Origin of the sequence: Candidatus Defluviilinea gracilis, assembly GCA_016716235.1 — a bacterium.
GTDB classification, from domain to species: domain Bacteria; phylum Chloroflexota; class Anaerolineae; order Anaerolineales; family Villigracilaceae; genus Defluviilinea; species Defluviilinea gracilis.
Genome location: JADJWS010000001.1, coordinates 1,592,356 through 1,604,172, shown reverse-complemented (window position 1 = coordinate 1,604,172; position 11,817 = coordinate 1,592,356). Strand labels below are relative to the sequence as shown.

Here is an 11,817-nt window from a genome sequence, read left to right as displayed (position 1 = left end):
GACATGCCATCAAATATGAACATCATTACCCCACAATCCACCGACAGGAAATTTATTCAACAAGCTGCCCAACTCCTTGTAGATGCTTTCCGCGAACATTGGCCCGACGCCTGGCCCACGATGGAAGATGGGTTGGAAGAAGCAAACGAGTTGTTTGAAGAAGGAAATATCTGCCGCGCGGCGGTGGGTAATGATGGAAACCTGCTCGGCTTCATCGGCGGCATCCCGCAATACGACGGTCATGTGTGGGAACTGCATCCGCTGGCGGTTCAGCCATCGGAACAAGGTAAAGGCATAGGCAGGGCTTTGGTGAAAGACTTCGAGTCGCGGGTCCGCGAGAGAGGCGGGTTGACGATCACGCTTGGGTCGGACGATGAAAATAATATGACTTCGTTATCCAATGTTGATCTCTATGAAAATCTTTGGGATCAAGTCAAGAACATCAGGAACATCAAAGGTCATCCGTTCGAGTTCTATCAAAAGATGGGATTCGTGATCACCGGCGTGATGCCCGATGCGAACGGAAGAGGCAAACCCGATATCTTGATGTCAAAAAGAGTCGAACGATAGGCGATGAACAATTGACTTGGTTGATTGTTGACACGGCAAAGAATATCTTCGTCGGTTTCGAAACGATCAAACTATTCATTTGCAAAAATGACCGCCGCGCAAATTGCGCGGCGGTTTTTATTTCGACATTATGTTGAACACAGCGGAATCGAATCATATACCATTTCTTTTTATTGATCAATGCGCTTACACATGACAACATCACAAAAGACTTACAATATTTTAAACAATTTCATGCTCGATAACCCTTTACATAAAACGAATAATAGATATACAATCTATATTGTTATGGTTCATCATCATACGATTCAATGAAGTTAACTTTGAATCAATATCGATCAACAAAGATAACAATGATGAATCAAACAACGCGATCAAGAAAACGCCAGCAACAGACACGAACAACTTGATCGATCGCAAAAGAAAAGGACTCGACATGTATCTCTGTGTGTTATCAAGCCTGCCGGATGATCCGAACGACAAGCCCTACGATCCATCCCCTCACATGAATGGATTCAAATGGAAACATCATCCGATGCGCCCGAAAGGCGTGGAAAAACAGATCCGCGAATTGATGGACGAAGGCGTGGATGTGTTTGTGAATCTCGTAGACGGCACGCCCGACGACCCGCTCTCGGGAATCGGTCTTGTCACGCTGATGGAAAAACTCGGCGTGGCATTCACCGGCGCCGATTCGAAATTCTTCGATCCCTCGCGGCAGGAGATGAAAGCCTATGCCAAGAAATCGAACGTCCCCGCGCCGAATTGGGTGATGGTGGACCGAGTCGAAGATGTGGAACGCGTCGCCAAGCGTTTGCGCTTCCCGGTGCTGGTCAAGCCGCCTCACGGGTATGCGAGCGTCGGTATCACGCGCGAGTCACGCTGTGAGGATGTGGACCAGCTCAAAGTCCAAGTAGGACGCGAGATCGAGGTGTTCGGTCGCGCGCTGTTGGAAGAGTTCATCGAAGGACGCGAGTTCACGTGTCTCGTTGCGGAAAATCCCGACGATGCGAACAACCCGATCACCTTCAAACCTGTGGAATTTATTTTCCCCGACGGCGAGTCATTCAAGCATTACGACATGAAATGGGTGGATTACGAGAAGATGTCGGTGGCGGCGGTGACCGATAGGCGCATCGAAAAAACGTTGCGTGAACAAACCGCGCGCTTGTTCAAAGCGATGAACGGAAACGGATATGCGCGTTGCGACTATCGCATGGCGGCAGACGGCACGCTGTACATGTTGGAGATCAACCCAAACTGCGGAATCTTCTATTCGCCCGAGGAACCCGGCTCGGCCGATTTCTCATTGATGAACGATAAATCGTACAACCATCACAAGTTCATGAAGTTGATCATCCGCTCCGCGCAGAACCGACGCGACAACATGATCGCCGCGAAGTTGCTGAAGAAGATGAAGAAGCAACGGGCGCCGGAGATGGCGTACTCGTAACAGCGAGAAAGTAATCAGTGATCAGTCATCAGAGTGAGCGGACAAATCGTCCGCTCATTTTGTTATCTCTTATGGTAGTTTGCATGCTCAAAAAGAAAATCGTGTTCATTAGCTCTGACACGATACAGAAGCCATTGACCACACTGATAACCTACCGTAGAATAGGCGGATAGATTATATATAATTCCGCAAAGGTTCACATGGCTAAATATCGCATCATGTACTGGAAGCACATCCCCCAATCCATCACCGTCGAGGGCGATGGGCGCACGATCAAGAAACAACTTTCAGACAAGATCCAAAACAAAATCGACGCGTACGCGATGGCGGAGGGACTCACCTCCACATCGGATTACGCGAGTCAATACAAACGCGGGGATTGGATTCAACGCGACGGCGCGCCCGAAGAGGTGGCAGATGCGCTTCTTTTGGACCTTGAGGCTGAGTTCGCCAAAATAGAGATTCCGCGTCGGGAAGCGAAAACCGTTTAACCACAAAGGCACGAAGGGACACAAAGGTTTTAAAAAATCCGTGTTGTCCGTGAAATCCGTGTACAAAAATCAATGAGCCAAAAGCACACCATCATCCTCCAACCTTCTGGCAGACGCGGACAAGTGGACGAAGGCACGTCCGTACGCACTGCCGCACGTGAGTTGGGCGTGGAGATCGAATCCATTTGCGCGGAGAATGCCACGTGCGGCAAGTGCTTGGTGCTGATCGAGGAAGGTCGCTTCGAGAAGTACAACATCGACTCGCAACAAGCCAACCTCTCCCCTGTTGGCGTGGAAGAACGCGCCTATCTCGAACGCAGACCGAAGTTGTTGAAAGACAAAGGCTGGAAAATCGGACAAGTCCGTTTATCGTGCCAGTCGAAGATTCTCGGCGATGTGTTGATCAACGTCCCCGAAGAGAGTCGCGGCAACAAGCAGATCGTCCGCAAGAGTGCGAGCAACCGCCCGATTGAGATCAAGCCAGCGATCCGAAAATATCTGGTGACGATGACTCCGCCCAATCTCGAACGCCCCATCGCGGACTGGGAACGTCTCGCCAAGGGACTCGAAACGTCCATGCAATTGGTTCGCGGCGTGGACGCGAAGGTCCCGCGTTGGTTTGACATGAACATAGATTATCAGTGTTTGCGAACGCTATCGAAAACTCTGCGCGACGCGAAGTGGAGCGTCACAGTCACGGTATGGAATGACAAAGAAGTGATCGCCGTTCAGGGAGGCTACCATGAGGAAAGTTATGGCGCGGCAGTGGACATCGGCTCGACGACGGTCGCGTTGTATCTTTGCAATTTACGAACAGGAGAGTTGCTCGCGGCTGAATCCGAGATGAATCCACAGATCGTGTACGGCGAAGACGTGATGTCGCGGATTCAATACGCGATCGAGCATCCCGACGGCTTGGACAAATTGCACAAAGCGATCATCTCCACGTTGAATAAGTTGTTGAGTAAAGCCGCACATGAAGCCAAGATCAAGTTGACCGAAATCCTTGAGATGGTGTTGGTCGGAAATTCAACGATGCACCACGTTTTGTTGAACCTGCATCCGAAAGATTTAGGGCTGGCGCCGTTTGTGCCCACCATACACAAATCGGTGGACATCAAAGCGCGCGAGTTGGGATTGCATATCAACCCATCGGGGAATATTCATGTTCTGCCGACCATCGCATCCTTTGTCGGCGCGGACACGAGCGCGATGATCCTTGCGGAGGAACCGCACAAACAGGATGAAAACTGGTTATTGATTGACGTTGGCACGAACGCGGAACTCGTGCTTGGGAATCGCAAGCGGCTCGTCTGCACATCCACGCCGACGGGTCCCGCCCTCGAAGGCGCGCATGTTGAATATGGAATGCGAGCCGCGCCTGGCGCAATGGAACGTATCGTCATTGACGAGACTACGCTTGAACCGAAGTACAGAGTCATCGGCGTCGAAGGTTGGAACACGGATCACGCCGAGTTCAAAGGTCAAGTCAAAGGGATATGCGGATCCGCCATCATTGATGGAGTGGCAGAATTATTTCGGGCAGGGATCGTCGATTCGAGGGGCAAGTTCAAGAAGAACTTAGAGTCGAAGCGTGTTCGACAGGGCGAGTCAGGCTGGGAGTATGTGATCGCTTGGACGGAGGAGACCTCCATCGGACGCGACATCCCAATTACACAACAGGATGTGCGGCAGATCCAATTGGCGAAAGCCGCGTTGTTCACCGCCGCGCGCACGTTGTTGAAACGGTTTGGTTTGCAAGACCCCGATAAAGTTATTTTGGCGGGCGGGTTCGGAAGTTTTATTGATAAAGAGAAGGCAATGCTCATCGGGCTGATCCCCGATTGCGACTTGGAAAATGTGTACGCGGTCGGCAATGCGGCGGGCGATGGCGCGCGCATCGCGTTGTTGAACATCGAGAAGCGGAATGAAATCGATTCGGTCACGCGCAACGTCGAGCGATTCGAATTGCCCACCGACCCCGATTTTCAAAATCAGTTCATGCTCGCCACGAGTTTCCCGCACATGAGCGAGCCATTTCCGCATATCGCGCATTTGATTCCCAATCGCGTGGTTGACCCGATGGCGAAGAATTTTATGAAGTGAAAAAATTCGGTGGTCGAGTAGTCCCGCGTGCAGTTCACGGGACGTATCGAGACCACCACGCCGTAAAGCAGTTCTTGTTACAAAAATTTTTCTGGTTATTGGTGGTCTCGATACGACACTCGCTATCGCTCGTGTCTACTCGACCACCGAGGTAACAAAAAAGGAAATTCTATGAACAAATTTCTTGAACGACTCAACTCAGGCGAAATTCTCGTTGCCGATGGCGCGACGGGATCGAACTTGCAAAAGATGGGACTCAAGCCTGGCAAGCCGCCCGAGGACTTGATCATTGACGATCCCGACACCCTCCTAAAACTCGCATCATCCTTCGCCGAGGCTGGTTCAGATATCATCCTCACCTGCACCTTCGGCGGGACGCGGATGCGGATGAAGGATTCAAAATATCAAGATCGCACGCCCGAAGTGAACATCCGCGCGGCGGAGATCGCCCGCAAAGCCGCCTCGCTCAACAGCGGACTGGTGGCTGGCTCGATGGGACCCGTCGGCGCGTTGATCAAGCCGTATGGTCCGCTGGAGTTTGATGAAGTGAAAGCCACATTCGCCGAACAGGCCAAAGCATTAGCCGATGGCGGCGTGGACTTGTTGCTCATCGAAACGATGTTCAGCATCGAAGAAACAACTGCGGCATTCGAAGGCGCGAAGTCTACAACTGATTTGCCAATCGTTGTTTCATTTAGTTACGACCGCGGCACGCGCTCGATGATGGGCGTCAAACCAAAGGATGTGATCAAGAAATATTCCGAGATGGGCGCGACGCTCGTCGGCGCGAACTGCGGGACAACGCTTGACAACATGGAAGCAGTGGTCAAAGAATATTCGACGACCCTGCCGAACTTCCCATTGTGGGTGAAGCCGAACGCAGGCGTTCCGCACATGGACATCGAGACCGAGCAGGGAGTCTACGACATGGGTCCCGAAGATATGGCAAAGTTTTCAAAGAAATATGTTGAGTTGGGCGCCAAAGTTGTTGGTGGCTGTTGCGGGAACACCCCCGAACACATCGCCGCGATCGTGAAGGCGGTGAAGAAGACAGAACAGGCTGGAGCGTGATGCTCCAGCCTGCTTTTTTCATTAATCCTATTCAATAGCACAGGATGTATTTATTACGCAAACTGTGATTTGCCCTTCCCCCACCCCATATAATGCTCTTTCGTCTTCTTATCCATCTTCTCCAGCTATTCAGCGAAAGAACCGGAGATCTTTTCGGATGTCTTTGAGAAATCTACAATATTATGGAGCGATGAACGCGGGAAATTAAAAAGATAATCGCTCAGATTTGATACAATCCTCGCGCAAAATAAGCGACTCGATCGGAAATGGCTTTGAGGCGTAGAAAAATCTGCGTTGTCCGCGTCAATCGGCATCCAATATATTTTTTATCAAATACACACATGGAGAAATCTGACGATGAAAAACAAGAATCATTGGGTTGTTCTATTAATATTGGCTCTTCTGTTGACCGCTTGCGCCAGCCCGAGCAACCCGACCAACGCTCCCACGTTGGAAGCGCCAACCCTCACTGCGACTCAACCCGCCCCGACTCAAACCCCGACCAGCGAACCAATGCCGCCGACGATCGCCGCGAAAAGTTGCTCGCGCGACGATGTTCAAGAAGCGCTGACCAACTCTCCCGACGGAGGAATCGTCATCATCCCCGCAGGCGAATGCGATTGGGGCGACGCGCCCGCCGTGACGCGGCAGGCAGGCGTCTGGCTCAAAGGCGCGGGCAAAGATCAAACGATCATCAAACGAAGCGCGCCTGTTTTCCCCTTGCCATATGACGGCGTGGAATGTGTCCCCGAATTGTATTATGACGAAAACGGCAACGTTCAGCGCGTTCCCTGTGATGGCAACCCGCCGCCGCAACAATATCTGATCGAGTTTGACTGCGCCAACGGCAAGCCCGTGGAAGTTTCAGATTTGACGCTGATCGGCAACGACGACGATCAAAGCGAACTCGAACGCATCTTCGATGGGGACAACGGGCTGGGACTGCTTCATGGCTGTATGGATTTCAAAATCCATGACGCGGCGTTCAACAAATTTTCAAATGCGGGGATATCGGTTCGAGATGGCGGGCGGGGCGTGATCTATCAGAATGAATTTTTCTCCAACTTCAAATGCCAGGATGAAAATACGCTCGTTCCGCGCGAGGATGGCACAAATTGGAAGTTCACAGAACCAATTGCCTGTTTAGGCTACGGCGTAGCAGTGTATGGCGACGATACTTGGTCCGCGACGATTCAACTCGGCACGCCGAACGCGGTCTTCATTGAAGATAACGTATTTTCCGATAACCGCCATGCGATTGCTTCCAACTATGGCTCGAACTATGTTGTGCGTTATAACGAAATCGCCCACACCGAACGCGCGCGTAATTTCGGCATCGTGGACGCGCACGGATCCAGCGAGTATGGTCACGGTTCGCGCTCGTGGGAGGTCTATCACAACACGCTGATCGATAACACCACAACACAATGGAACACCACTGGCATTCTCATGCGCGGCGGCGACGGCGTGGTTTTTGACAATATCGTTCCTTCAACGTTTGGGTGGGGTATCGGGCTGACCACCGAAGACGATTGCGATACCGCGGTAGATTATCCGCAGGAAGATCAAACCCGTTCGGCATACATCTGGGGCAACCACGCGCCCGATTCGGATATGCTGGAATTACCGACAATTCCATTTGAAAGTTACGCTCCCGCCTGTTTGCAAGAAGGACGCGACTTCTTCATGTTTGAAATGCCGAATTATGTTCCTTATCTTTACCCGCACCCGTTGCGAGACCAACCGCTATTTTGACAAGACGAAGATACAAGACAAACAGCCGCCTCTTTCTTACGGGACGGCTGTTTCTATTTCATCGGCATTTTCTTTGTCTGACGGTTTCGTAGTCACATTCGTAGGTCACGCTTGTAGCGTGACAACTACATTAATGAAATTTGTCAGGCTAAAAGCCTGACCTACAATGTTACAGGGTGGTTGATTCAGTCTCATCGGCATTTTCCTCCTCTGGTAGGTCACGTTCGTAGTCACGCTTGTAGCGTGACAATCTCGTTAATGAAAAATGTCAGGCTGAAAGCCTGACCTACAAGCCTGACCTACGATGCTATAATCCCCTCATGAACTTTCGTCGTTACTACATCCCAGGTTCAGCCGTCTTTCTGACGCAAGTTGTAGAAAACCGCGAGCCTGTCTTCAAAGACGAAAACATACTTGAATTACTGCTTGCAGTCTTACGAAAAGTAAAAGAACTCCATCCATTCACCATGCTGGGATATGTCTTTCTATTTGACCATTTTCATTTGCTCATTCAATTAACTTCGGGGGACAATTTCAGCCAGATCATGCACTCCCTCAAACCAAATTTCACCAAAGAATACAAAAAAAGACTCGGGCTTTCCGCCTCCGACTCAATGAAGTTCTGGCAAAAGCGATTTTATGACCATGTCATTCGAGACAACCGCGACTTTGAAAACCATTTGCATTACATTCACTTTAACCCCGTAAAACATGGCTATGTTACCGACCCGCGCGCATGGAAATATAGCAGTTACATCGAATGGGAAAAGCGCGGCTTATACCCGCCAGCCTTTGATTGGAACGAACCCAACGATATTGATTTTGGCGAATAGACTACCTGTAGTGTCACGCTGAAAGCGTGACACAGCAAATTAATAACACTCGTCACGCTACAAGCGTGACCTACAAATCTGACCTGTGGTTTGCTTTGTCAGGTGAATCAAAGGCTAAATGGATAAGCGAATCAGCCGTCCCCTTGGAGCGCGATGCGTTGAGTTTGTCGAAACGAAGCGTTTGTAATTTGTCAATAAATTGTTTGGCAGTCATCGCTATCCATCTTCCATCAACGCCAGCAGTTTCGTCGTCGTGTTCCAATTGCGGATGGTCATGTATTGATACATCGGTGTTGAAATAATTTTTGTCAAGTGACTTGAGGAGGCTCTGGCGGTGAGACGTGAAAAATACAACACGTCTTTTCCAGCGGATCCGCTATCCACGCCTTCTTTCATGCTGACGTTTTTCATCGCTTCTTTCGCGGTGAGCGGCTCTTTGAGGAAGATCACATCGCATTTGAATTTATCGGGCTGTTTGCCAAACCCGTGCGGGGACTCGTCCACGGCTTGTTTGAGTTGCTTGTGAGAAATCACAACCAGCCGCGCCTCATAATTGAAGCGTTCAGAAAGCCCGACTTCAATCTTCTTCGTCAGTTTGGCTTTATCTTTCTCCGTAGATTTGAAGATCACATTCCCGCTTTGAATGTAGGTGACCACGTCGGTCATGCCCATGCTTTCAAAGCACGCTTTCAAATCCGCCATTTTGATGATGTTGTTGCCGCCGACGTTGATGCCGCGTAGCAATGCGAGGTATTGAGTCTGTGCCATAGTTTTACCTTATTCACTCACGTTACTCAGAACGTCCCGCAGGCTTGGATGAGTGAGTTGTGTTTTGCGCGAAAACCTGCGGGACGGTACGTACAAACAAAAGGCGACCCTTTCAATGTTGATCGAAATACATCGGGTCGCCTTACCTATTTACGTGTCTACTTGTTTACCTATCTATCCCCCATTATACGCCTTCTGCAAATCTGCCACGATCATCTTGTTCATCTTCAACATGGCATCCACCACGCGCTTGGCTTTGACCTGGTCGGGGTCGCCCATCAACTCGCCGAGTTGTTTCGGCACAACCTGCCACGACAAACCGAACTTGTCCTTGCACCAGCCGCATCTGCCTTCTTCGCCGCCGTCGGCGATGAGTTTGTTCCAGTAGTAATCCACTTCCTTCTGGTCTTCGCAGTGGATGTAGAACGAAACCGCTTCATTGAACTTGAATTCGGGTCCTGCGTTCAAGCCCATGAATTCCTGTCCGTCCAACTCAAACTGCACGGAATAAGGCGAGGAACTGATCACCTTCGAGTTCTTGAAGATGGAGACGTAGTAGTTCATCGCCTCTTCAGCCTGCGACTCGAACCATAAAAACGGGGTAACTCTTTTCATTGTATTTTCTCCTTGTTACTTTCTAAAGTATTGTTGTATCAACACCCACATAATAATTCAACGCAGGAGCGGCGTCTTGTACAAAACGGCAAGCCTACTTAAGGCTGACTCGCCTGGGCAATTTGAGCGGGCGTGTACCCAATGAATTGTTTCAGCGAACGGGTGAGATGCGACTGGTCGAAGTAGCCCGTCTCATAGACCGTATCAAGGATCGAAACGCCCTGTTGTAACAATGATTTCGCCTGTTGGGCTTGTTTCATTTGGAAGATACGGCTTCGGGTCAGACCTGTGGCGCGGAGGAAATGATGCCGCATCGTGCGGGACGAGATGTCTGGCAGCTGATCCTTCAGCACGGCGTCCACGACAGGGTCGAGCGTCAAAATTTCATTACGCACAAGTTTATCCACGAACGTATCAATGTTTTCAAAATTCGGTAATTCCCAGGCGGCGCTCTTCAGCCAAAAAGATTTGCTCGAGGCCTCTTGCAGGGGTCTTTCCGAATCCAAAAAATCCTGCACGGGCACATGAGGCATGAACACGCCGAGTTTGAACTTGACCCACAGAATTTCAGCGCCCGCGCCCCACTCTGCCTTGCCCGCAGTCGGGAGCGGACCCACAACCAGTGAATGTGTACGTCCCTGCGCCTTCACAAACACCATGTGCCAATTCGATTCGGCGGGACGAATGGACGAGCCTTCGCTCAGAGTCCAGCCGTGAGTGACCGTTTCCACATACGGCGAGTCGGATAATCGTTGTTCGTGGGAGATGCTCATCGTCTGCTCGTGTTATGACCATGGACGATAGACCATTGACCACTTTTCATGGTCTATCGTCCATGGTCTATCGTCTATTACTTCTTCTTCGCAACCGCTTTCTTCTGTTTCGCCTTGCCTTCCAAATTCAACGTGCCTGAAGCATCACGATGAACGCCTGTCGTGTGCTTCAACCCAAATTCTGCGCCATTACGAATCACATAGGCAATCGCGCGGGCATGGCCTGTTCCCAAATCGTAATCACGCTTCAGCCAGGCAATGATGTCTTTGAATTCAGTGATCTTCAATTTCTTGGCTTCGGCAATGAATTGCTTGGGCGTCTTGCCAGTTTTCTCTTCTATGTTATCGAGATAGGCTTGGAATGACATTTTATTTTCTCCTTTTAGGGACGATAGACCGCCGACGATTTTATGGTCTATCGTCTATCGTCAATGGTCAAGTTATTTTTGATTCTTCAATTGATCCGCCACGCGATATTTCACCACCTGACGAATTAATTTCAACGGAAGCGGCTGATCGAGCGGGAATTGGATCGTCCCTTTGCCAGCGGTATATTTCGAGACGGCTTTGTTGAACGCTTCACTCCCCGCTGGAATTGGGTACATCGAAACATGCTTTTTCCACGCCGAATAATGGACGAGATTCTTTCCGTTCAACTCGAAGCACGCGATCTGATAACTGATCTTCTCTTTGGCAGTCGGCACAACTTCTTTGATCGTTGTCCGCATTTCTTTCAACACCTTTTGCACATCAGGCGGAAACGAGCCGATGTATTCAGCCACCGAAGCAAAACCTTTTTTCGTCGCCATGAGAATCTCCTTTCATCAAAGGACCGTCCCGCAGGTTTTCTTGAAGACAACACAACCTGCGAGTCCAACCTGCGGGACGGTTGACATTACTTCATCCCCGCCAACAGATCATCCAATCGTTCATAGCCATCGCGCACGCCGCCTTCCATTCCAGAGGCGACCATGCCGTCGCGGTCGGCAACAGATTGAAAGACGGAATGAATCGTGATCTTTGTCCGATCGTTGGGCAGTTGCTCGAGTCGCATCGTGTCGAGAGTCACATGCCCAGGTTCGGGCAGTCCCTCGAACTCGAAAGTTTGGATCATCAACTCTTCGCTCATGGTGTGGAACGTGCCGTGAAAGGCATACGCATTGCCTTCTTTGTCCTTGTGGATATAACGATACTTGCCGCCGCTCACAGGCTCGAACGTTTCGAGAACGACCTCGTAGCCATGCGGACCCAGCCACTGCGCGTACAGATTCGCGTCGGTGTGCGCCTTGTACACCAACTCGCGCGGCGCATCGAATTCGCGCGTGACGAACAACTCCTGCTTGCCTGGTTCTGCGGTAACAACGGTTTTATTTTGTGACATG

13 protein-coding genes are annotated in these 11,817 nt (G+C 50.5%); 7 read left to right on the top strand and 6 right to left on the bottom strand.

Going from position 1 to position 11,817, the window contains the following annotated elements:
* The first annotated feature begins 3 nt into the window (after positions 1–3).
* From IPM31_07515 to IPM31_07485, 7 genes are all read left to right on the top strand, one after another.
* On the top strand, positions 4–570 hold the full coding sequence (locus tag IPM31_07515) for a GNAT family N-acetyltransferase (protein MBK9006828.1): 567 nt from the start codon (positions 4–6) through the stop codon (positions 568–570).
* A gap of 283 nt (positions 571–853) precedes the next feature.
* Complete coding sequence (locus tag IPM31_07510; GenBank protein ID MBK9006827.1) at positions 854–2,023, top strand: ATP-grasp domain-containing protein; 1,170 nt, start codon at positions 854–856, stop codon at positions 2,021–2,023.
* Between the two features lie 200 nt (positions 2,024–2,223).
* Positions 2,224–2,514 (top strand): virulence factor, encoded by a 291-nt coding sequence (locus IPM31_07505; protein MBK9006826.1) that lies wholly within the window; start codon positions 2,224–2,226, stop codon positions 2,512–2,514.
* 72 nt (positions 2,515–2,586) lie between these two features.
* Positions 2,587–4,620, top strand: a complete 2,034-nt coding sequence (locus IPM31_07500; protein ID MBK9006825.1) for a DUF4445 domain-containing protein — start codon at positions 2,587–2,589, stop codon at positions 4,618–4,620.
* A 171-nt stretch (positions 4,621–4,791) separates the two neighbouring features.
* Positions 4,792–5,691, top strand: coding sequence for a homocysteine S-methyltransferase family protein (locus tag IPM31_07495; protein MBK9006824.1), 900 nt, complete (start codon positions 4,792–4,794; stop codon positions 5,689–5,691).
* Between the two features lie 357 nt (positions 5,692–6,048).
* On the top strand, positions 6,049–7,446 hold the full coding sequence (locus tag IPM31_07490; GenBank protein ID MBK9006823.1) for a right-handed parallel beta-helix repeat-containing protein: 1,398 nt from the start codon (positions 6,049–6,051) through the stop codon (positions 7,444–7,446).
* Between the two features lie 320 nt (positions 7,447–7,766).
* A complete protein-coding gene (locus IPM31_07485; GenBank protein ID MBK9006822.1) occupies positions 7,767–8,279 on the top strand; it encodes a transposase in 513 nt (170 codons plus the stop codon).
* Positions 8,280–8,495: 216 nt separating this feature from the next.
* On the opposite strand, the gene IPM31_07480 is transcribed toward IPM31_07485, so the two are convergent.
* The 6 genes from IPM31_07480 to IPM31_07455 all read right to left on the bottom strand — a co-directional run bounded on the left by IPM31_07480 (position 8,496) and on the right by IPM31_07455 (position 11,816).
* Entirely contained in the window at positions 8,496–9,047 is a 552-nt protein-coding gene (locus IPM31_07480; protein ID MBK9006821.1) for a DUF1697 domain-containing protein, read from the bottom strand.
* 174 nt (positions 9,048–9,221) lie between these two features.
* Positions 9,222–9,662 carry a VOC family protein gene (locus IPM31_07475; protein MBK9006820.1) on the bottom strand — a complete coding sequence of 147 codons (441 nt, stop codon included), beginning with the start codon at positions 9,660–9,662 and terminating at the stop codon, positions 9,222–9,224.
* Positions 9,663–9,760: 98 nt separating this feature from the next.
* Positions 9,761–10,435, bottom strand: coding sequence for a helix-turn-helix transcriptional regulator (locus IPM31_07470; GenBank protein MBK9006819.1), 675 nt, complete (start codon positions 10,433–10,435; stop codon positions 9,761–9,763).
* A 77-nt stretch (positions 10,436–10,512) separates the two neighbouring features.
* Positions 10,513–10,803, bottom strand: a complete 291-nt coding sequence (locus IPM31_07465) for a DUF4287 domain-containing protein (GenBank protein ID MBK9006818.1) — start codon at positions 10,801–10,803, stop codon at positions 10,513–10,515.
* A gap of 72 nt (positions 10,804–10,875) precedes the next feature.
* Complete coding sequence (locus IPM31_07460) at positions 10,876–11,244, bottom strand: DUF1801 domain-containing protein (GenBank protein ID MBK9006817.1); 369 nt, start codon at positions 11,242–11,244, stop codon at positions 10,876–10,878.
* 86 nt (positions 11,245–11,330) lie between these two features.
* The gene (locus IPM31_07455) at positions 11,331–11,816 is read right to left on the bottom strand and encodes an SRPBCC family protein (GenBank protein MBK9006816.1); all 486 of its coding nucleotides are present in this window, start codon (positions 11,814–11,816) and stop codon (positions 11,331–11,333) included.
* Between the last annotated feature and the right edge of the window lies 1 nt (position 11,817).

What these genes read in the sequence shown, in the direction of transcription:
- IPM31_07515 (MBK9006828.1), top strand. Translation starts at nt 4, where the DNA reads ATGCCATCAAATATGAACATCATTACCCCACAATCCACCGACAGGAAA.
- IPM31_07505 (MBK9006826.1), top strand. Translation starts at nt 2,224, where the DNA reads ATGGCTAAATATCGCATCATGTACTGGAAGCACATCCCCCAATCCATC.
- IPM31_07500 (MBK9006825.1), top strand. Translation starts at nt 2,587, where the DNA reads ATGAGCCAAAAGCACACCATCATCCTCCAACCTTCTGGCAGACGCGGA.
- IPM31_07495 (MBK9006824.1), top strand. Translation starts at nt 4,792, where the DNA reads ATGAACAAATTTCTTGAACGACTCAACTCAGGCGAAATTCTCGTTGCC.
- IPM31_07490 (MBK9006823.1), top strand. Translation starts at nt 6,049, where the DNA reads ATGAAAAACAAGAATCATTGGGTTGTTCTATTAATATTGGCTCTTCTG.
- IPM31_07485 (MBK9006822.1), top strand. Translation starts at nt 7,767, where the DNA reads ATGAACTTTCGTCGTTACTACATCCCAGGTTCAGCCGTCTTTCTGACG.
- IPM31_07480 (MBK9006821.1), bottom strand. Translation starts at nt 9,047, where the DNA reads ATGGCACAGACTCAATACCTCGCATTGCTACGCGGCATCAACGTCGGC.
- IPM31_07475 (MBK9006820.1), bottom strand. Translation starts at nt 9,662, where the DNA reads ATGAAAAGAGTTACCCCGTTTTTATGGTTCGAGTCGCAGGCTGAAGAG.
- IPM31_07470 (MBK9006819.1), bottom strand. Translation starts at nt 10,435, where the DNA reads ATGAGCATCTCCCACGAACAACGATTATCCGACTCGCCGTATGTGGAA.
- IPM31_07465 (MBK9006818.1), bottom strand. Translation starts at nt 10,803, where the DNA reads ATGTCATTCCAAGCCTATCTCGATAACATAGAAGAGAAAACTGGCAAG.
- IPM31_07460 (MBK9006817.1), bottom strand. Translation starts at nt 11,244, where the DNA reads ATGGCGACGAAAAAAGGTTTTGCTTCGGTGGCTGAATACATCGGCTCG.
- IPM31_07455 (MBK9006816.1), bottom strand. Translation starts at nt 11,816, where the DNA reads ATGTCACAAAATAAAACCGTTGTTACCGCAGAACCAGGCAAGCAGGAG.